This is a genomic window from Terribium retamae, from assembly GCF_022347545.1.
In the GTDB taxonomy this organism is placed as follows: domain Bacteria; phylum Pseudomonadota; class Alphaproteobacteria; order Rhizobiales; family Rhizobiaceae; genus Mesorhizobium; species Mesorhizobium retamae.
This window is the reverse complement of record NZ_JAKREW010000049.1, coordinates 11,781-30,342: the sequence shown is the minus strand read 5'-3', so window position 1 is coordinate 30,342 and position 18,562 is coordinate 11,781. Positions and strand designations below refer to the sequence as shown.

The following is an 18,562-nucleotide window of genomic DNA, read 5'->3' as shown; positions in this document are numbered from 1 at the left end:
CGCCAATGGTACTTCGTCTCAAGACGCGGGAGAGTAGGTCGCTGCCAGGTCTGCTAAACGCACGTAACATTCTCTTTGCTTGTCATATGAACCGCTGCGGCAGCTCATCGCGGCAAGTCGTCTCCCTTTCCCAACCTAAATCTTGAGCGGCTCTAACCAAGCCAGGAAAAGCTCGTCCCACAACGTTTCCGTTTTCACGGAAATGCTCCAAGGCTCCGTCCACTTTGTGGGAATTGGATTCAATCAAGATCAGGCTAGGCCGCCACGCGTTTATCTCCGGGGGCTGTCGAGCGCGCTCGCGCCAGGTTTACCCAGGCCTTGATCGGGAGATGATCGGAGGCAAGTCGCGCCAGAGGCGTGTCGTGGGCTAGGACAGGCGACAGGATTTCCTTGCGGTTTGAAATCAGGCGATCAAGGGCCAGCAATGGAAGCCTCGATGGGAAACTGGGCACGGCAGGCGGCAGCTCTCCGAAGGCGGTTTCGAACATGGTGAGCGCAGAGCGACCGTTGAGACGCCACTCGTTTAGGTCTCCCATCAGCAATGTCGGGATGTCGTCGCTGTCCTTCATGATATCCAGAATTGCGCGGACCTGCCGGGTACGCGAGCGACGAAGCAGACCGAAATGCGCCGCGACGATCCGTATCGTGCCGCCGGCCTCCAATTCGATCTCCGCGATCACCGCGCCGCGCGGCTCGAGTCCCGGCAGCCTGATCTGGTGGACGTCGCGTACACTTCCGCGCCTGAAAAGCACGACGTTTCCGTGCCAGCCATGAGCTTTTACCTGCCCTGAGACGGGCACGGCGGTGAGCCCGGACTCGCTTTGCAGGCGCGTAAGATCCAGCAAGCCGTTGCGGTCGCCAAAACGCTTGTCCGCCTCCTGAAGGGCTATGACATCGGCGTCGATTTCACGGATCACATGCGCGGTGCGCTCCGGATCGAATCTCCCGTCGGTCCCAACACATTTGTGGACATTGTACGAAGCAACCAGCACCCCCGGCTGTTCGTAGTCAGCCGGCGATGGCGCGTGGCCCGCACGATCCCGGCGCATTCGGATGCGCTCAAGAATGTTTGCGGGAAGACCGCCGCCGAGCCTATGCATGATGCTTCTCGTTTCTTTTGATAAGTCTGGCCTTGCGTCGTCTCTGTAGTTAGGGCGGACGAATCTTCCTGCAACCAACCGAAGCACCCGTTGCGCCTCTTGTCAAAGATAGGGCGATCCGAGCCAAAGCACACGGTCGATCAAACGTACAAGGAATGGGCGTCCGCGCAATTCCTTCAGTGTTACCTCTACGGCCGATTGCATCGCGGAATCGATGCGCGCTTCGATTTTTGAGGCAAAGCCGGGATCCATGACTTCGAGGTCGATCTCGAAATTCAGTCTCAACGACCGTGGATCGAGATTGGAAGAGCCGACGAAAGCCCACGTGGAATCGACGACAAGCAGCTTTGAGTGATCGAAAGACCCTTGAGCACGCCAGACCCGGCAGTAACTCCTGAGAACCTGGTCGAACTGGGCAGTCATCGCCCGATCGACAAGAACAAGATTGTTGGCCGATGGCACCACAATATCGATATCGACCCCCCGCCGCGCTGCAGTGGTCAAGGCGCTGATCAACTCGCGATCGGGCAGGAAATAGGGTGACATGATGCGGATCGATCGGCGTGCGATCGAAAAGGCAGCCATAAGCATTTTGTGATTGGCTTCCAGGCTGGCGTCGGGTCCGGAAGGAAGCGCACGCATCAGCATCGGCGAACCAGATTCTCCGGCTGCATCGAACGCTATATGCCAGGCTTCGCCCCGGAGCCGCTCGCCGCTCGCGAAATACCAGTCCTCCGCGGCAACCGAGAAGATGTCGGCGACAACCGGACCATCGATGCGGAAATGCGTGTCGTGCGCCATGGCTGCGCCGGCGAATTCGGCGGTAAACCCTTGCCTTATGTTCATCCCGCCCATGAAAGCCACGGCACCGTCCGCAACCAGGATCTTTCGGTGCGTTCTCAGATTGGCATAAGGCAGGCGAAGCCCCATGATGATGGCGCCATTGAACACGTCGGTGGGGACACCACCCTTTTGTAGATAACCGACGATGCTCGGAACTGAGTAGCGGGCACCGACCGCGTCGATCAATACCCGCACGGCAACTCCGCGTCGCACGGCTGCTATCAAGGCGTCGGCGATTCGCAGCCCGATCGGGTCGCGATCGAATATGTAGGTCTCCAGGATGACGCTGCGTTGCGCGCTTCCGATCGCTGCGATCATGGCAGCATAGGCTTCGTCCCCACTCTCCATCATGGTGACGGCATTCGCCGTTGTCAGCACGTGGTGCGTTATTCTGTCGCCCGCGGTCTTGAGCGCAACGAAACGCGGCCCGAACCGAGCGTCAATGGAGCTGTCGGCTGCATCGAAGCGCGGGTGCTCCAGAACCGCCCGCCCGGCCGCTGCCCGCTCCGCTGCGAGAGAGACGCTTCTGATACGATTTATCCCGGCAATGGCGTAGAGCGCCGCGCCGACGAAGGGCGACAGCACAATGACGCCAACCCAACCGATCGCCGCGCGCACTTCGTCTTTCGTCATCGCCGCATGTGCGGCGGCAACTGCCGCGATCACCGTCGAGACGACCGCGAGCATATGAGGCCAATAGGTAACGATCAGCGTCCACATGGAGGATATCTATGCAGTTATCCTGAACGCCGTCGATTGGTATCCTCAATGCATCGATCGATAGGACGTGCATCGCGAGAAGCTTTCGTACCTATTTGTGAGAAAATCAGACCGGAAAAACAAAAAAGCGCCCCGCAGGGCGCCTTTTTTATATGCTTGATTTCCTTGAAGGAAATTGGAGCGGGTGAGGCGATTCGAACGCCCGACCCCAACCTTGGCAAGGTTGTGCTCTACCCCTGAGCTACACCCGCTCACACGGCCTTGGGCCGCAAGCCGGGCCTATATGGCCGAAGACCGCGCCGAATGCAACAGGGAAAAATACGCTTTTTGCATCGTTGGCAAAACTCGCCAAAACGCCTTGGCTTGCAGGCTCGCTCTGCTTTATGGATCGGGAGGATATACACAGTCGTACGGCCCATGAGCGGCCACGTCGACGCTGCAACAAGGTGGAGCATCATGGCCAAGAAAGAAGACGAACTTTTCGCTTTCCTGGCCGGATTGGACATCGAGGTTTCGACACGGAGGCATGCGCCGCTCTTCACCGTCGCCGATTCGCAAGCGTTGCGCGGCGAAATCGCCGGCGGACACACCAAGAACCTTTTCCTCAAGGACAAGAAGGACAATTTCTTCCTTGTGACCGTGGATGAGGAGGCGGAGGTCGACCTCAAGCAGATCCATCATCTGATCGGCGCGTCCAGCCGGGTTTCTTTCGGCAAGCCGGAGAAGCTCATGGAACTGCTGGGTGTGGTTCCGGGCGCCGTCACCGTTTTCGGACTGATCAACGACAGCGAAAAGCAGGTCAAGGTCGTGTTGGATGCTCCGCTGATGGAAAATTCAGTGATAAACGCGCATCCGCTGACCAACGAGGCGACAACATCGATCGCTTCGGATGATCTGGTCAGATTCATCGAGGCAACAGGCCACGAGCCTGTTATCTTGAAAGTCTCGGCATGATCGCCACATTGGTGGCAACCAGCCCTGCAGAATATAGCCGCTGCTTTCGCGCGGCGGCCGAAAGGACAAGATGATGAGCGACCAGAACCCGTTCGGCGGCATGGGCAACGCATATACGACAACCGTGCAATATGGCGGGCAGAACGGCGGATCGGCACCCGGAAACGGTGCGGCCGGCAACCTGATCAAGGATACGACCACGGCGACTTTTACGGCCGATGTTATCCAGGAATCGCGAAACCAGCCGGTGCTGGTAGACTTCTGGGCACCGTGGTGCGGCCCCTGCAAACAGCTGACGCCGCTGCTGGAAAAGGCGATCACCGCCGCCGGCGGTACAGTGAAACTCGTCAAGATGAACATCGACGAGCATCCGTCGATTGCCGGACAGCTTGGTATCCAGTCTATTCCTGCAGTCATTGCGTTCAAGAATGGGCAGCCGGTCGACGGTTTCATGGGCGCCATTCCCGAAAGCCAGATCCGCGAGTTCATCGAACGCGTGGGTGGCAAGGGTGGCGGCCAGCCGCAACTTGCCGAGGCCCTGGCCGCCGCAACCGAGGCGCGCGCGGCTGGTGACGTCCAAACCGCCGCCGATATCTATCAGTCGATCCTGGAACAGGCGCCGGACACGGTCGATGCCATCGCGGGGCTTGCCGAAATCCTGTTCGATGCAGGCGATACTGCCGGCGCGGAGGCCGTGCTGGCACAGGTGCCCGAAGGCAAGGGTGAAGCACCAGCCATCAGCGCCGTGCGGGCGCGCATGGCGCTTGCCGCGCAAGCGTCGGAGCTTGGCAATCCTGCGGAATTCGAGAAGCGCCTGGCCGAGAACCCGAAGGATCACCAGGCTCGTTTCGACCTTGCCATGGTCCAGAACGCCATGGGCGAGCGTGAGAAAGCTGCCGACAATCTGCTCGCGATCGTCAAAGCCGACCGCGCATGGAATGACGACGGCGCACGAGCACAATTGTTGCAGCTGTTCGAGGCCTGGGGCCCGGCCGACGAGGTGACCTTGTCGGCGCGCCGCAAGCTGTCGTCGCTGCTGTTTTCGTAAGGCCTCAGGTCGGACCGACCGGGCAGATCACGAGCGAGGAAGGGCACGGGTCCTTCCTTCTCGCGCAAGAACATGTCGGATGAGGGAAGGATGCGAGCGGGAAACGCCCGGTATCGGCTCGAAACGGACCTGCCCAATACGATTGCGGTCTTCCCGCTGGGTGGAGCGTTGTTGCTGCCTGGCGGCCGTTTGCCACTGAACATCTTCGAGCCGCGCTATCTGCAGATGGTGGATGAGGTGCTGGGCGAATCGCGCCTGATCGGCATGATCCAGCCGAGCCTCGACGGGGCACTTCGTGACGACGGCGAACCGGAATTGAGCGGCATTGGCTGCATCGGGCGCCTGACCTCCTTCATGGAGACGGGTGACGGCCGCTACGTCGTGTCGCTGCAAGGCATCTGTCGTTTCCGGGTGACGCAGGAGCTCACGGTGCGCACGCCGTTTCGTCAATGCCGCGTTGCGCCATTCCTGGCGGATCTCGAGGAGGATCCCTCAGCGGCCTCCGTCGACCGGACGGCGTTGCTGAAGGCCTTTCGCGCCTACCTTCAAGCCAACGAGCTGGAAGCCGACTGGGAAAGTGTCAGCCGCGCCGACAACGCGATTTTGGTCAATGCCCTGTCGATGATGGCGCCCTACGGGCCGGCAGAGAAACAGGCGCTGCTTGAAGCGCAGGATTTGAAAAACCGGGCCGAGACGTTGATCGCGATTACCGAGATGACGCTGGCGCGAGAGAACGAGGATTTCGGTCCGGGCCTGCAATAAGCTTGGAAAGGCAGACGATGGGTGAGCGGGAAGGCAAAAAGGTCGGTGTCGACCCCAAGCTTCTGGAGCTTCTGGCGTGCCCGCTGACCAAGGGTCCGCTCACCTGGGATGCTGAGCGCGGCGAACTGGTGTCGCGCCTTGCCAAATTGGCTTATCCGGTACGAGACGGTATTCCGATCATGCTCCCCTCCGAGGCGCGAACCCTCACGCCGGGCAAGAGCTGAACGGCAAGGGTACTCGGACCCGTTACAGAAATTCGAGAGATGCGGGCGTCAATGGAAGTTGCGCCCCTTCGGCATGACACGCTGTGCATCATCGGCAAGCGTGCGAGGACCGGGTTCTGACGGTTTCTGCCGTTTCTCGAATGGGCCGGCATGATCTCGTCTGACCTGCCTCGTCAGGAGCTTCCTGCCGTCTGCGGATTGGGCAAGGTCCGGATGCGTCTCTTCCAACAAGGACGACAGCCAGGGCGTCAGATCGTCGATCCTGTCGGCGACGATGTGGATGACATCGGACTCGCACTGCAGCTTGCCGGTGACGCGGACGAAGCGTGCGCCCATGACGACCGGCCGGAAGCGTTGGAAAACCCTTTCCCAGAAAATGACGTTGGCTACGGTCTTCTCGTCTTCCAAGGTGAGGAAAATAGCTTTGCCATTACCCGGACGCTGCCGCACCAGCACGAGTCCGGCAACGGTGACACGCCTGCCGTCCGGCACTGAAGGCAGCTGCGCATTCGGCGTGACGCCGCTGCGAGCAAGGCGTTCACGCAGGAATGACACGGGGTGTGCCTTGAGCGACAGGCCGAGCGAACGATAGTCGTGAATGACATGTTCGCCCGGCTGCATCATCGGCAGTTTCGCTATCGGCTCGAGATCGGGAAGCCTGATGTCGGGCTGGTCGAACAGAGGCAGCCGCTCCGTCGCCTTGCGACCATCAAGTGCGCGCACCGCCCAGAGGGCGTCGCGCCGGCTGATGCCCAGCGAACGAAAGGCATCGGCTTCAGCCAGTCTTTCGATCTCGTCGGTGTCGAGGCCGGAGCGCAGCCAGACATCGCGCACGGATTCATAGCCGTCGCCACGCCGCGCGATGAGGGCGTTCATCCTGTCCTCGGACAAGCCTTTGATCTGGCGAAAACCAAGCCTGACAGCGTGGTTGGTTAGAATGACACCGCGCATCTCGGCATGACGAGCAACGATACGTCCTGGATCAAAGAAAACTTTTTCAAGCGTGTAGTCCCAGGCGGATGCATTGATGTCGACATCGCGGACTTCAACGCCATGGTCGCGGGCATCCCGCACCAGTTGGGCCGGCTGGTAGAAACCCATCGGCTGGGAGTTGAGGATCGCCGCGCAGAAGACGTCGGGATAGAAGGTCTTGAACCAGCAGGACGCATAGACGAGCAGAGCGAAGGATGCGGCATGGCTTTCCGGGAAGCCATATTCGCCGAAACCTTCGATCTGCTTGAAGCAGCGTTCGGCGAACTCCTTGGGATAACCGCGGTCGATCATGCCGTTGACCATGCGGTCGCGGTAATTGCCGATGGTTCCGGTGCGCTTGAATGTCGCCATGGCGCGACGCAACTGGTCGGCCTCTCCCGGTTTGAAGCCGCCGGCCACGATGGCGATCTTCATGGCCTGTTCCTGGAACAGGGGCACGCCCAGGGTCTTTCCCAAAATGCCTTCCAGTTCCGGCTTTGGATATTCAGGGAGCTCCTTCTTCTGTCTGCGTCGGAGATAAGGATGCACCATGTTGCCCTGGATGGGACCGGGGCGGACGATCGCGACTTCGATGACGAGATCATAGAAAGTGCGTGGTTGCAAACGCGGCAGCATCGACATCTGTGCGCGGGATTCGATCTGGAAAACGCCTAAGGTATCGGCGCGACAAATCATATCATAGACGCGTTGATCCTTCTCGGGCAGCGTTGCCAGGGAATAAGGCCGGCCGAATTCGTCGCGTGCTGGATAGTGATCTTCCAGCAGGGTAAAGGCGCGTTTCAGGCAAGACAGCATGCCGAGCGCTAATATGTCGACCTTGAGGATCTTCACCGCATCAAGATCGTCCTTGTCCCATTCGACCATCTTGCGTTCATCCATCGCCGTCTTGACGATGGGTACGATCTCGTCGAGCCGATCCTTGGTGATGACGAAGCCGCCGACATGCTGGGTGAGATGACGCGGAAAACCCATGATCTCGTTGGCGAGATCAACCACGTGCCTGGTCAATGGATCGCTCTGGTCCAGCCCGCCGGCCTGGGTTTCCCGTTGGCCGAGTTCGGATGAATACCAACCCCAGATCGAGCTCGACAAAGCGCTTCGAACGTCTTCGGAAAGCCCCATGGCCTTGGCGACCTCGCGCAAAGCGGAGCGGCCACGATAGCTGGTTACGGCAGCAGCGAGTGCGGTGTGCTTCTCTTTGTACTTTTCATAAATGTAGGCGATGACTTCCTCGCGCCTTTCATGTTCGAAATCGACGTCGATGTCCGGAGGCTCGTTTCGTTCCTCGGAGATGAAGCGCTCGAAAAGCGTATCGATTCGTTCAGGCCCTACCTCAGTGATTCCGACGCAGAAGCAGACAATCGAATTGGCGGCCGAACCCCTTCCCTGGCAGAGAATTCCTTTCTCGCGGGCAAAGCGCATGATGTCGTGGACTGTCAGGAAATAGCGCGCATAGTTGAGGCGTTCGATAAGCGCCAATTCTTCGAGAATGCGCTTGCGCACACCGGTCGGAACGCCAGCCGGGTAACGTTTGGCTGCGCCTTCCCAAGCTAAGCGGGCCAATTCTTCCTGCGGCCCAAGACCCGATTGGGTTGGTTCGTCGGGATAGTTATATTCAAGCTCGCTCAGCGAAAACCGTAGCGTCTTGGCAAAACGTAGCGTCTGTTCCAGCGCTTCCGGGTAACTGCGGAAGAGCCGGATCATCTCGACCGCCGGTTTCATATGACGTTCGGCATTTGCCGCCAGTTCGAAACCGGCTTCAGCAACCGGAACATTGAGGCGGATCGCGGTGACCACATCCTGGAGTGGCCGGCGCGCAGCTGTGTGGTAGAGCACATCATTGGTCGCCATCAGAGGCAGCTCGGCGGCCGCGGCTAGGGCGGCTGTCTGTTCCAGCCGAAAGCGGTCATTGCCCTGGTAGTCGGGAGCTGCCGCCAGCCATAGATTGCCGTCGAAGCGATCTTTGAGCTGCCGCAGCAGGGCCAGTTGCGTTTCACCATCACCTTGGAGATTCGGCAGGACGGCAAGCGACAGGCGGTGACCCCATTCGAGCAGGTCGCCCCGTTCAAGCAGCGTTGCGCCTTTTTCTGTCTCTGGGCGCAGGTTGGCCTGGGTGAGCATGCGGCACAGATGTCCCCACCCCTTGCGATCCTGCGGATAGGCCAGGATGTCGGGGGTGCCATCACCGAAGACCAGCCGGCAACCGGGATGATAGTCGATGCCTTCGACCTTCGATTGCTGCCAGGCGCGCACGACGCCGGCGACCGTGTTGCGATCGGCCAGGCCGATTGCCGAAAAGCCATAGAGCTTCGCGGCGACCACCAATTCTTCGGGACGGGATGCACCACGCAGGAAGGAGAAATTCGACTGCACGCCGAATTCGGCATAGGGCGGTGCGCGATGGGCGACCAGATTCATGCAAACACTCCATGCATGAACCAGCGCGGCGGCGGTTTCGAAGCGTCGTAAAGGCCTTGGCGGTAGAGCCAATAGCGACGGCCGTCGGTGTCCTCGATGCGAAAATAGTCGCGTGTTGGCTCTTCCTTGCGCCACCATTCCGCTGCGATGCGTTCCGGTCCCTCGACCTTGGCGACACGGTAGAGCGCTCGCCGCCAGCGGAATTGCCGGGGCGGACCATCCGGAATTTCAGAGGCGGGGACTTCCACTGGTTCAGGCGCCTGAAACAGCCTGATCGGGCGCTCCGGCTGGAAGGGCACGGCGGAAGGCAGTCCTCTCGGCCCAGCCGGCTTCTTCGGGGGTGAAATCCGCTGGGGCGCGTCCTGCCAATAGGGAATGACTGCAACGGCACGTTCCGGCAGATGGCTTTCGACGGCGACGGGTTTCAGCACGGCGCCCTCGCCCAGGCGCGCACGAATGCGGTCGGCAAAAAGTGCAAGGTCCTCCTCGCTGTCTTCGGTCGTATCGGCAAGGTCGGCCTGATGCATGTCGAAAGGAGCAGTCGTCAGTATTGCGAGGCGAACCAGATCGAAGCCGTATCCGGCATCGAAATCCTCAGCGATCGCTGTCAGCTTCTCCTGAAACAATTTCAGGATCAGACGCGGTTCGCGTATCGACCGAGACGTGCCGACGACAAGGCGCGTGACCATACCGTCGACCCTGAAGAGCAGGAGGGCGACCGCTCTCGCCCCCTCGCCTCTCCGCTCGAGATCGGTCTTCAGCGCCGTTGCAAGCAGAAACACCAGACGTTCGATGTCGTCGATCAGGATGACGGGCTCAGCGAGGTGGCGCTCGACTGAAAGCGGGGCGATAGGCAAGCGCGGCGAGACGGCTTCATCTTGTCGCCCCAGCGCCTGGTCGATGCGCAGGAGCAAGGCAGCACCGAAGCGGCGCACCAGCGGCGCGCGGGGCGCCGCCAGGACGGCGCCGACCGTACGCAGGCCGACGCTTTCCAGGCTGCTGCGAATGGCCGGCTCAAGCCGCAATGCCGCAAGCGGCAGCGGTCCGAGAAGGGCTTCCTCCTCGCCTAATTCGATGATGCAGCGGCCGCGAAACCTGGCTGCAGCCCAGGCTGCCCCCGCTGTCGAAGCGATGCCGGCGCGCACGTCAAAGCCCTGGTGGAAGAAGCGAGCCAGAATTTCATCCAGCATGGCATGCTCGCCGCCGAACAGATGCGTGCAGCCGGTGATGTCGAGGAACAGGCCATCAGTCCCGTCCAGTGCCACCAGCGGCGTGTAGCGGTCGCACCAGTCGGCCAGACCATCGAGCAGGCGCAGATCGGCCTGCGGGTCGGCCTCGACAATATCGATTGTCGGATGCATGGCGCGTGCATCGGCAATGCCCATGCCGGGTTTCAGCGGCAGCGCTTCGGCCCGTTCGTCAAGCGCGGCGATGCGCTGGGCGTTGCGGTCGCGATGGCTGATCACCAGGGGACGATGATTGGCGGGGCGTGAACGCCAGGACCGACCGTGCCGCTGTCGCAGGATCCGTTCTGCCGGAAGATAGGGAAACCACAGCGACAGGATCCTTTGTCCGGTTCTGAATGTCCCTTGGCTGCTGGTGGGTTGCGCCCGAGCGCGTTCGATCCAGGAATGTGCGTTCATCGGGATTCCACTCCAGTGTGAATTGTCCAGGCTGTGCGGCGCGGCTCTTGCCGACGGTGACGGCGATGCCCGGGCGACCGATCGAGCCGTCCAGGGGACCGGCCAGGGTGTTGCGCAATGTTGCCGGTGCCGGTGTGACGACGAGACGGACGGGTGCCGCGGTCGGCTCGGCAAAGGCGGCCTGGCGCAGCAGGAAGACCGGTCGGCCTGCCATCTGCGCGCGGCGGTGCAGCCGGCGCGTTGCGGTCAGGTCGAGCCGTTCGGGATTGCCGCGCAGTTCCAGAATGACGGCCGAGAGTGCAGTCAATCCTGCCGCCTCTTCGGCGATCCACAAGGCGTCGCTGATCTTCGGGGCTTCGGCATAAAGTAGGTCTTGCGGTGCAATGCCGAAGTTGGCTTGAAGACCGCGTGCATAAGGAAAGCCGGCCTCGCGAAAGATCTCGGTGGTGCCGACCCATAGAATAGGGGTCGGAGTTTTTGCCGCCTTCAGCAGCAAGCCTGCGAGGGCGAGGGCAAAGCCTGCAACAGTGCCGGCATCGCGGGTCTCGGCGCCATAGAATTCGGTCAGAGCTGCTTTGGGCAGTCCGCCATTGAGGGCGGCGTCGAAGTGTTGCGCACCGGTGGCCAGCAAGCCGTGGCTTTCAGCCACGCCGCTGCGGCGTACCAGCATGCGGTCAGCGTCGAGGCCAGCCGGTGCCTCCAGGCGTTCCGACAGCGTGCCTTCGATCTTCGCGATCTGGCGGCGCAAGGCAAAAACAGTGTCTCGCGCCACGGCGTTTATCGCCATGTCGGTCAATGTCCAGTCAATTTGTTCCTGTTATGTTCTTATAGATTCCAGAGGGTGAGATGAGAGTCAAGCGGCCTCAGGGAGAATTTATTCCTCTGCTGCCGGCGGCAAAATGCCGTTGACCGGTCTGTTATTTGCCGATTTTACCGCAACAGCCTATATGCCGGGATCAAAGGACAAAGCATGGCCCGCATCTACAAGACCCGCACCTGGCATAACGAGCTTTCCCCCTCCCTCGAGGAGCTTGAGCTGCTGGCGCTGGAAGCTTACGCGCACCTGCCGGAGGAGTTCCGCAAGCTGACCGGCGAGATCGTCATCCAGGTGGCCGAGTTCCCGACCGACGAGATCATGGACGACCTGTCGCTTGAAACCCCCTTCGACCTGCTCGGCCTGTTCGAAGGGCGCGGCATCGCCGAACGCTGGAATCCCGCGACCGGCGAAGGGCCCAACCGTATTACGCTCTATCGCCGGGCCATCCTCGATTATTGGGCCGAGAACGAGGAGACGATGGGCGATATCGTCACCCATGTGCTGATCCACGAGATCGGCCATCATTTCGGCCTCTCCGACGACGACATGGAGCGCATCGAGGCGTCGGCGGAATAACCCTTGCCTGCGTGGGCGTCTACCAGTCGCTCAGCTTGGTTTCGCCGGAGACATATTCCTGGCCATCGACGTCCTTCACAACGGCCTGGCCGCAGCGCATCACCTTTTCTTTCTTGTCATAGGCATAGGTTGGCGATCCGTAGAGGTGCCAGCCCTTGTTCAGCGCGGCCGTCACCTTATGGCAAAAGGTGGCGTCATCGACGTCGGTGAGGAAGCGGTAGAGGCGCATGGTTCTGTCCTTAAAGCTGTCGTCCGATCATGCGCCGATGCTGACGGCTTTCGCCAGCAATTTTTCGGCCTGGACCAAATGGAGACGCTCGACCATCCGGCCCTCCAGGGCAATCACACCCTTGCCGGCATTCTCCGGTGCGGCAAAAGCCGCGACGATGGCCCTGGCCTCCGTCAAAGCCTCTTCCGAGGGGGAGAAAGCGGCATTGGCAGCCTCGATCTGCGATGGGTGGATCAAAGTCTTGCCGTCGAACCCCATGCCGGCGGAATCGGCGCATTCGCGGGTGAAGCCGTCCGAATTGCGGAAATCGTTGAAGACACCGTCAAGCAGGGCGATGCCGCCGGCACGCGCGGCCAGCACCATCTGCATCAGCCATGGAGCCAGATAGCGCCGGTCCGCGGTGGCCAGAACACCGGTTTCCTTGATCAGATCGTTGGTGCCGGCAACCAGACAGGCCAGCCGCGATGCAGGATCGCGTCCGAGCTCCGCGATGGCGGCGATGTTGATCAGCGCCTTTGGCGTCTCGATCATGGCCCACAGCTTCACCTCGTCGGGCGCATCGGCCTCGTCGAGAGCGTCGCCGGCCTCCAGTATATCGCGTGGCGTATCGATCTTGGGCAGCAGAATGCCGTCCGGTTGGCAGGCAAGAGCCGCAGCCAGGTCTTCCGGCCCGCCTTCGCCGCCGAAGCGGTTGATGCGCACCACCATCTCGCAGCGTCGTTGTGGGCGATTGGCGAAGATTGTGGCGAGCCTGTCGCGCGCCGAGGCCTTTTCCCCGGAGGCAACGGCATCTTCCAGGTCGATAATGACGGCGTCGCAGGCAAGCGTCGCAATCTTGGCCAGGGCGCGCTCGTTGGCGGCGGGAATATAGAGAACGGAACGGCGGGGACGATAGGTATTTTCAGCCATCTGGTCTTCATGCCTGCCAGTGAGTAGCGAATAGTGAGTAGCGAATAGTGCCGGTTTTGAGGTACGACGATAAGCCCTATTCGCTACTCGCAACTCACTATTTGCTCGACAATCTGGAACAGACTTCATGGCGCAATACGACATCGTGATCATCGGCGGGGCCATCGTTGGCGCCTCGGTCGCCTATTATCTGCGCGAGGAAGGCTTCACTGGCTCCATCGCACTGATCGAGCGCGACCCGCAATTCGCCCATGCCGCCACGACCTTGTCCTGCGCCTCCATCCGCCAGCAGTTCTCCATCCCGGAAAACATCCGGCTGTCGCAGTTCACGCTGAAACTGTTCCGCCGGCTGAAAGAAGAATTCGGCGAGGAGGCTGATATCGGCTTCCGGGAAGGCGGCTATCTGATCCTGGCGGGCGAGAACGGCCTGCCGATCCTGAAGGCCAACCACGACGTGCAGGTGGCCGAAGGCGCCGATATCGTTTTGGAAGACGCCGAAGCGCTTACCCGCCGTTTCGCCTGGTTGTCGGCGGAGGGTATCACCGCAGGCGCTTACGGCCGCTCCGGCGAAGGCTGGTTCGACGCACATGCCTATCTGCAGCTGTTCCGTAAGGCATTGCGGACGAAATCGGTGGATCTCATCACCGCTTCCGCCACTGCCATTGCCCGTGAGGGCGACAAGGTCCATTCCGTGACGCTGGACAATGGCGAGACGCTGCAGGCGGGCATCGTCGTCAATGCCGCCGGTCCCAATGCCGGCAAGGTCTCGGCCATGGCCGGTCTCGAGCTCCCGGTCGAGCCGCGCAAACGCTCGGTGTTCGTGTTCGAGGCGCGCGAACGATACGAAGACCTGCCGTTGCTGGTCGACCCGAGCGGTATCTATGTGCGCCCGGAAGGTTCGGTCTACATCACCGGTGGCGCGGAGCCGGAGGAAGGCGAGCTTGCCGCTGACCCGGCCGACTTCGAGCCGGACTGGTCGCTGTTCGAAGAAACGATCTGGCCGGTGCTTGCCACCCGCATTCCTGCCTTCGAGGCGATCAAGATGACGCGCGCCTGGGCCGGCCACTATGACTACAACACGCTGGATCAGAATGCGGTGATCGGCCAGCATCCCGAGGTGAAGAACTTCATCTTCGCCAACGGCTTTTCCGGCCATGGCCTGCAGCAGGCGCCGGCGGTCGGCAAGGCGCTGGCCGAGCTGATCATGCACGGCAGCTATCGCACGATCGACTGCTCGGCTTTCGGTTATGCCCGCGTGGCGGAAGGCCGGCCGTTCCGGGAGCTCAACGTGATCTGACCGCCACAGGCGGGCTAACTTCGCTGCCGGCCCTTTGCTGTGATTGACTCTTGGCGCAATCGGCGTAAAAGCCGGCACCGAACAGGAACGTCTCCATGCGCGGCCTTATCATGGCTCTTTTCGCATTCGACTTCCCCGGCCATGGCAACATGGTTGCGGGTGGCCGGCAGCGTGCGCTCCTGTCCTCGACCAAAACTATGGCCAAAAAAACCACCGTCACCACGGTCTGATCTCCCTTGGCCTTCTCGCCCTCTCCCCGGGTCCGGCCCGAGGGAGGCGAGACCCGCAGTGGCCGGCGGGTTTCTCCAAGCAAAGCGAGCGGAGAGCGACAGGAGAATTTTTCGATGGGTTTCAAGGTTGCGGTAGTTGGCGCCACGGGCAATGTGGGCCGCGAAATGCTGAACATTCTGGAAGAGCGCGGCTTCCCGGTAAGCGAAGTGGTCGCACTCGCTTCGCGGCGCAGCCAGGGCACTGAAGTGTCCTTCGGCGACAAGACGCTGAAGGTGAAGGCGCTCGACACCTATGATTTTTCCGACACCGATATCGCCATCATGTCGGCCGGCGGCAACATCTCCAAGGAATGGTCGCCCAAGATCGGCAAGCAGGGCTGCGTCGTCATCGATAATTCGTCGGCGTTCCGCTACGATCCGGAAGTGCCGCTGATCGTTCCGGAAGTGAATCCCGACGCGATCGAGGGCTTCTCCAAGAAGAACATCATCGCCAATCCGAACTGCTCGACCGCGCAGATGGTGGTGGCGCTAAAGCCGCTGCACGACGTGGCGACCATCAAGCGGGTCGTCGTAGCGACCTACCAGTCGGTGTCGGGCGCCGGCAAGGAAGGCATGGACGAGCTTTTCACGCAGACCCGCGCGGTCTTCGTCGCCGATCCGGTCGAGGCCAAGAAGTTCACCAAGCGCATCGCCTTCAACGTCATCCCGCATATCGATGTCTTCATGGAAGACGGCTCCACCAAGGAAGAGTGGAAGATGGTGGCCGAGACCAAGAAGATGCTCGATCCCAAGATCAAGCTGACGGCCACCTGCGTACGCGTGCCGGTGTTCATCGGCCATTCGGAAGCGGTCAACGTCGAGTTCGAGAAGCCGATCACGGCTGACGAGGCGCGCGATATCCTGCGCGAGGCACCGGGCTGCCTGGTCATCGACAAGCGCGAGGACGGCGGCTACATCACGCCGATCGAATCTGCCGGTGAAGACGCCACCTACATCTCGCGCATCCGCGAGGATTCGACGCTCGACAACGCCCTCAACATGTGGATCGTCTCCGACAATCTGCGCAAGGGTGCTGCTCTCAACGCCGTGCAGATCGCCGAGCTGCTCGTCGAGCGTGGCCTGATCCAGCCAAAGAAGAAGGCGGCTTAGTTTCGTCCTCACGCTGTCGCCGCTTCGCGGCTCGCTCCGGACGGGGCGCGACGCACAGTCGTGCTTGCGGTCCTTTGACCGCTTATTCCGCTGACGGGCCGTCCGTCGCCCCGCAGTCGCGGGCTTAAACATCTTCAAAGAAAAAGGCCCCGGCGGGTTTTGCCGGGGCCTTTTACGTTGTGGGAAGATCGCTCTAAAAGCGATCAGTTCCAGTCGCGGATGTCGACGAAGTGGCCGGCGATCGCGGCGGCTGCGGCCATGGCCGGCGACACCAGATGCGTGCGGCCCTTGAAGCCCTGACGGCCTTCGAAATTGCGGTTCGAAGTCGAGGCGCAGCGCTCATGCGGCTTCAGGCGATCGTCGTTCATGGCCAGGCACATCGAGCAGCCGGGCTCGCGCCAGTCGAAACCGGCTTCGATGAAGATCTTGTCCAGGCCTTCCGCCTCGGCCTGCGCCTTTACCAGCCCGGAGCCAGGTACGATCATCGCGTTGACAGTGGCCGCGACCTTCTTTCCCTTGGCGACGGCCGCGACAGCGCGCAGGTCTTCGATGCGGCCATTGGTGCAGGAGCCGATGAAGACGCGGTCGAGCTTGATGTCGGTGATCTTGGTACCGGGTTCGAGGCCCATATATTCGAGCGCGCGCTTCTTGGAGTTGCGCTTGTTCTCGTCATCGATCTCGTCAGGATTCGGCACGACGCCGAGCACCGAGGTCACGTCCTCTGGAGACGAACCCCAGGTGACGATGGGCGGCAGCTTGCCGGCGTCGAGCACTACGACCTTGTCGTAGTGGGCGTCCTCGTCCGATTGCAGCGTCTTCCAGTATTCCAGTGCCTTTTCCCAGGCTTCGCCCTTCGGCGCGCGTGGTTTGTCCTTCACATAAGCAAAGGTGGTCTCATCCGGCGCGATCAGACCGGCTCGGGCACCGCCCTCGATCGACATGTTGCAGATGGTCATGCGGCCTTCCATCGACAGCGCGCGGATCGCCTCACCCGCATACTCGATGACATAGCCGGTGCCGCCTGCGGTGCCGATCTCGCCGATGATGGCGAGAATGATGTCCTTGGCGGTGACGCCTTCCGGCAACTGGCCGTCGACACGCACCAGCATGTTCTTGGCCTTCTTTTGGATCAGCGTCTGGGTGGCGAGCACGTGCTCGACTTCCGAGGTGCCGATACCATGCGCCAGGGCGCCGAAGGCGCCGTGGGTGGAGGTATGGCTGTCGCCGCAGACGATGGTCATGCCCGGCAGAGTGAAGCCCTGCTCTGGGCCGATGATGTGGACGATGCCCTGGCGGCGGTCCTTCTCGGAATAATATTCGACACCGAAGTCGGCGGCGTTCTTGGCCAACGCCTCAACCTGGATGCGGCTTTCCTCGTTCTTGATGCCGTTCACGCGGTCGGGCGAGGTCGGCACGTTGTGGTCGACGACAGCGAGCGTCTTTTCCGGGTGGCGAACCTTGCGGCCGGCCATGCGCAGGCCTTCGAAAGCCTGCGGGCTGGTCACCTCATGCACCAGGTGGCGGTCGATCCACAGCAGGCAGGTGCCGTCGTCCTGGCGGTCGACCACGTGTTCGTCGAAAATCTTGTCGTAGAGGGTGCGCGGTGCGCTCATGTGCGTAAATCCGTCGATGTGATGCAAGGAAGATGCGGAGATGCGCCTGTCTCAAAAGGGCGCAGTCGGCCGTCAGCTAAGGCGACCTGGAGGTCACCTAAGTCGGCTGGTCAGCGCGCCGGAAATGCGGGCGAAAAAGCGCGCGGGCAGGCGCTTCTTGTCCTGCAGCACGAAGCCCTTGTAGGCCGGATCGCCGAAAAGCTCTTCCATCGCCGTTGCCATAGCAATCTTTTGGGTTTTCGGCAATTGCGCCGCTTGGAGCGCTGCACTTCCGTTCGGCCGCGCAAAGGACGTCTAAAATTTTTGAATCTGTGCATCGTGGTTTCCGAAAATCGATTTCGATTTTCGGCCTAATGCGCTGGCCGCAAATAAGCCCGAAAGCTCGATTGGCTTGAGCGGCGAACGAGGAGATTCCATTGGTTGATCGCCGGGCTGTCCTGAAATCTCTGGCGCTGGCGGCTTGTCCGGCGTTGTTGACACGTCCGATATCGGCGGCTGCGCAATCGCAAGCGTGGACAATGCGGCTGGTGAATGCAGCCCTCGATCAGGTCGGCGTGACCCTCATCTACGACCCCGCCTATGTGCGGCTCGACTATCCCGGCGGCGACGTTCCTGCCGAGCGCGGCGTCTGCACCGATGTGGTGGTGCGTGCCTACCGCAAGGCGTTCAATGTCGACTTGCAACGGCTGGTCAACGAGGACATGCATGCGGCGTTTTCCGCCTATCCGACGATCTGGGGCCGCAAACGGCCGGACCGCAACATCGATCACCGCCGTGTCCCCAACCTGGAAACCTTCTTCAGGCGAAAGGGCGCGGCGCTTGAGGTTGCCGATGATCCGGCGGCCTATCGGCCGGGCGACTTGGTGACCCAGCGGCTGCCGGGCAACCTACCCCATATCGCCATCGTTACCGGCCGGATGACGCCGGATGGCCAGCGGCCGCTGGTGGTGCACAATATCGGTGCCGGCGCGAAGGTCGAGGATAGGCTGTTCGCGTTCCGCGTGGTTGGCCATTTCCGTTTCGCGCCCACCGCCTGA

The 18,562-nt window shown here is 61.2% G+C and carries 18 protein-coding genes and 1 tRNA gene; 9 read left to right on the top strand and 10 right to left on the bottom strand.

Going from position 1 to position 18,562, the window contains the following annotated elements; translation table 11 throughout:
* Nucleotides 1–254: 254 nt before the first annotated feature.
* The 3 genes from L4923_RS26910 to L4923_RS26900 form a co-directional block, all read right to left on the bottom strand.
* A complete protein-coding gene (locus tag L4923_RS26910; protein WP_239370182.1) occupies nucleotides 255–1,100 on the bottom strand; it encodes an endonuclease/exonuclease/phosphatase family protein in 846 nt (281 codons plus the stop codon).
* Nucleotides 1,101–1,202: 102 nt separating this feature from the next.
* Nucleotides 1,203–2,663: a phospholipase D-like domain-containing protein gene (locus L4923_RS26905; RefSeq protein ID WP_239370180.1), complete on the bottom strand. Its 1,461-nt coding sequence runs from the start codon at nucleotides 2,661–2,663 to the stop codon at nucleotides 1,203–1,205.
* Between the two features lie 176 nt (nucleotides 2,664–2,839).
* Nucleotides 2,840–2,914 (bottom strand) — tRNA-Gly (locus L4923_RS26900).
* 205 nt (nucleotides 2,915–3,119) lie between these two features.
* On the opposite strand from L4923_RS26900, the gene L4923_RS26895 reads away from it, so the two are divergent.
* From L4923_RS26895 to L4923_RS26880, 4 genes are all read left to right on the top strand, one after another.
* The gene (locus tag L4923_RS26895) at nucleotides 3,120–3,617 is read left to right on the top strand and encodes a prolyl-tRNA synthetase associated domain-containing protein (protein ID WP_239370179.1); all 498 of its coding nucleotides are present in this window, start codon (nucleotides 3,120–3,122) and stop codon (nucleotides 3,615–3,617) included.
* A 73-nt stretch (nucleotides 3,618–3,690) separates the two neighbouring features.
* Nucleotides 3,691–4,665 (top strand): thioredoxin, encoded by a 975-nt coding sequence (trxA, locus tag L4923_RS26890; protein WP_239370178.1) that lies wholly within the window; start codon nucleotides 3,691–3,693, stop codon nucleotides 4,663–4,665.
* A gap of 90 nt (nucleotides 4,666–4,755) precedes the next feature.
* On the top strand, nucleotides 4,756–5,427 hold the full coding sequence (locus L4923_RS26885) for an LON peptidase substrate-binding domain-containing protein (RefSeq protein ID WP_239370177.1): 672 nt from the start codon (nucleotides 4,756–4,758) through the stop codon (nucleotides 5,425–5,427).
* Between the two features lie 17 nt (nucleotides 5,428–5,444).
* A complete protein-coding gene (locus L4923_RS26880; protein WP_239370176.1) occupies nucleotides 5,445–5,651 on the top strand; it encodes a Trm112 family protein in 207 nt (68 codons plus the stop codon).
* Nucleotides 5,652–5,699: 48 nt separating this feature from the next.
* On the opposite strand, the gene L4923_RS26875 is transcribed toward L4923_RS26880, so the two are convergent.
* Genes L4923_RS26875 through L4923_RS26865 form a run of 3 tightly spaced genes read right to left on the bottom strand, consistent with a single transcriptional unit; the run spans nucleotide 5,700 to nucleotide 11,492 of the window.
* On the bottom strand, nucleotides 5,700–9,062 hold the full coding sequence (locus tag L4923_RS26875) for an error-prone DNA polymerase (protein ID WP_239370175.1): 3,363 nt from the start codon (nucleotides 9,060–9,062) through the stop codon (nucleotides 5,700–5,702).
* Complete coding sequence (locus tag L4923_RS26870) at nucleotides 9,059–10,528, bottom strand: DNA polymerase Y family protein (RefSeq protein WP_239370174.1); 1,470 nt, start codon at nucleotides 10,526–10,528, stop codon at nucleotides 9,059–9,061. The genes L4923_RS26875 and L4923_RS26870 overlap by 4 nt, the downstream gene beginning before the upstream one ends.
* The gene (locus tag L4923_RS26865; protein WP_239370173.1) at nucleotides 10,482–11,492 is read right to left on the bottom strand and encodes an ImuA family protein; all 1,011 of its coding nucleotides are present in this window, start codon (nucleotides 11,490–11,492) and stop codon (nucleotides 10,482–10,484) included. Before L4923_RS26865 ends, L4923_RS26870 begins: the two co-directional genes overlap by 47 nt.
* A 183-nt stretch (nucleotides 11,493–11,675) precedes the next feature.
* On the opposite strand from L4923_RS26865, the gene L4923_RS26860 reads away from it, so the two are divergent.
* Entirely contained in the window at nucleotides 11,676–12,098 is a 423-nt protein-coding gene (locus tag L4923_RS26860) for a metallopeptidase family protein (protein WP_129412414.1), read from the top strand.
* Between the two features lie 19 nt (nucleotides 12,099–12,117).
* Here L4923_RS26860 and L4923_RS26855 read toward each other — a convergent pair whose 3' ends face one another.
* Entirely contained in the window at nucleotides 12,118–12,327 is a 210-nt protein-coding gene (locus tag L4923_RS26855; RefSeq protein WP_239370172.1) for a DUF1737 domain-containing protein, read from the bottom strand.
* Nucleotides 12,328–12,354: 27 nt separating this feature from the next.
* Nucleotides 12,355–13,236, bottom strand: a complete 882-nt coding sequence (locus L4923_RS26850; protein ID WP_239370171.1) for an HpcH/HpaI aldolase/citrate lyase family protein — start codon at nucleotides 13,234–13,236, stop codon at nucleotides 12,355–12,357.
* Nucleotides 13,237–13,363: 127 nt separating this feature from the next.
* On the opposite strand from L4923_RS26850, the gene L4923_RS26845 reads away from it, so the two are divergent.
* The 3 genes from L4923_RS26845 (at nucleotide 13,364) to L4923_RS26840 (ending at nucleotide 15,912) form a co-directional block, all read left to right on the top strand.
* Entirely contained in the window at nucleotides 13,364–14,533 is a 1,170-nt protein-coding gene (locus L4923_RS26845) for an NAD(P)/FAD-dependent oxidoreductase (protein ID WP_239370170.1), read from the top strand.
* Nucleotides 14,534–14,628: 95 nt separating this feature from the next.
* The gene (locus L4923_RS31025) at nucleotides 14,629–14,763 is read left to right on the top strand and encodes a hypothetical protein (RefSeq protein WP_260855432.1); all 135 of its coding nucleotides are present in this window, start codon (nucleotides 14,629–14,631) and stop codon (nucleotides 14,761–14,763) included.
* 114 nt (nucleotides 14,764–14,877) lie between these two features.
* Nucleotides 14,878–15,912 (top strand): aspartate-semialdehyde dehydrogenase, encoded by a 1,035-nt coding sequence (locus tag L4923_RS26840; protein WP_239370169.1) that lies wholly within the window; start codon nucleotides 14,878–14,880, stop codon nucleotides 15,910–15,912.
* 203 nt (nucleotides 15,913–16,115) lie between these two features.
* On the opposite strand, the gene leuC is transcribed toward L4923_RS26840, so the two are convergent.
* Together leuC and L4923_RS31020 are read right to left on the bottom strand one after the other, a co-directional pair.
* The gene (gene leuC / locus L4923_RS26835; protein ID WP_239370168.1) at nucleotides 16,116–17,525 is read right to left on the bottom strand and encodes a 3-isopropylmalate dehydratase large subunit; all 1,410 of its coding nucleotides are present in this window, start codon (nucleotides 17,523–17,525) and stop codon (nucleotides 16,116–16,118) included.
* 93 nt (nucleotides 17,526–17,618) lie between these two features.
* Complete coding sequence (locus L4923_RS31020) at nucleotides 17,619–17,747, bottom strand: hypothetical protein (RefSeq protein WP_275448604.1); 129 nt, start codon at nucleotides 17,745–17,747, stop codon at nucleotides 17,619–17,621.
* Nucleotides 17,748–17,941: 194 nt separating this feature from the next.
* Here L4923_RS31020 and L4923_RS26830 point away from each other — a divergent pair, with 194 nt between their 5' ends.
* Nucleotides 17,942–18,562, top strand: coding sequence for a DUF1287 domain-containing protein (locus tag L4923_RS26830; RefSeq protein WP_239370167.1), 621 nt, complete (start codon nucleotides 17,942–17,944; stop codon nucleotides 18,560–18,562).

Excerpts from the sequence above, each read along its gene's own strand:
- trxA (WP_239370178.1), top strand. The coding sequence starts at position 3,691 with ATGAGCGACCAGAACCCGTTCGGCGGCATGGGCAACGCATATACGACA.
- L4923_RS26845 (WP_239370170.1), top strand. The coding sequence starts at position 13,364 with ATGGCGCAATACGACATCGTGATCATCGGCGGGGCCATCGTTGGCGCC.
- L4923_RS26860 (WP_129412414.1), top strand. The coding sequence starts at position 11,676 with ATGGCCCGCATCTACAAGACCCGCACCTGGCATAACGAGCTTTCCCCC.
- L4923_RS31025 (WP_260855432.1), top strand. The coding sequence starts at position 14,629 with ATGCGCGGCCTTATCATGGCTCTTTTCGCATTCGACTTCCCCGGCCAT.
- L4923_RS26905 (WP_239370180.1), bottom strand. The coding sequence starts at position 2,663 with ATGTGGACGCTGATCGTTACCTATTGGCCTCATATGCTCGCGGTCGTC.
- L4923_RS26840 (WP_239370169.1), top strand. The coding sequence starts at position 14,878 with ATGGGTTTCAAGGTTGCGGTAGTTGGCGCCACGGGCAATGTGGGCCGC.
- L4923_RS26885 (WP_239370177.1), top strand. The coding sequence starts at position 4,756 with ATGCGAGCGGGAAACGCCCGGTATCGGCTCGAAACGGACCTGCCCAAT.
- L4923_RS26910 (WP_239370182.1), bottom strand. The coding sequence starts at position 1,100 with ATGCATAGGCTCGGCGGCGGTCTTCCCGCAAACATTCTTGAGCGCATC.
- L4923_RS26895 (WP_239370179.1), top strand. The coding sequence starts at position 3,120 with ATGGCCAAGAAAGAAGACGAACTTTTCGCTTTCCTGGCCGGATTGGAC.
- L4923_RS26880 (WP_239370176.1), top strand. The coding sequence starts at position 5,445 with ATGGGTGAGCGGGAAGGCAAAAAGGTCGGTGTCGACCCCAAGCTTCTG.
- L4923_RS26850 (WP_239370171.1), bottom strand. The coding sequence starts at position 13,236 with ATGGCTGAAAATACCTATCGTCCCCGCCGTTCCGTTCTCTATATTCCC.
- leuC (WP_239370168.1), bottom strand. The coding sequence starts at position 17,525 with ATGAGCGCACCGCGCACCCTCTACGACAAGATTTTCGACGAACACGTG.
- L4923_RS26865 (WP_239370173.1), bottom strand. The coding sequence starts at position 11,492 with ATGGCGATAAACGCCGTGGCGCGAGACACTGTTTTTGCCTTGCGCCGC.
- L4923_RS26875 (WP_239370175.1), bottom strand. The coding sequence starts at position 9,062 with ATGAATCTGGTCGCCCATCGCGCACCGCCCTATGCCGAATTCGGCGTG.
- L4923_RS26855 (WP_239370172.1), bottom strand. The coding sequence starts at position 12,327 with ATGCGCCTCTACCGCTTCCTCACCGACGTCGATGACGCCACCTTTTGC.
- L4923_RS31020 (WP_275448604.1), bottom strand. The coding sequence starts at position 17,747 with ATGGCAACGGCGATGGAAGAGCTTTTCGGCGATCCGGCCTACAAGGGC.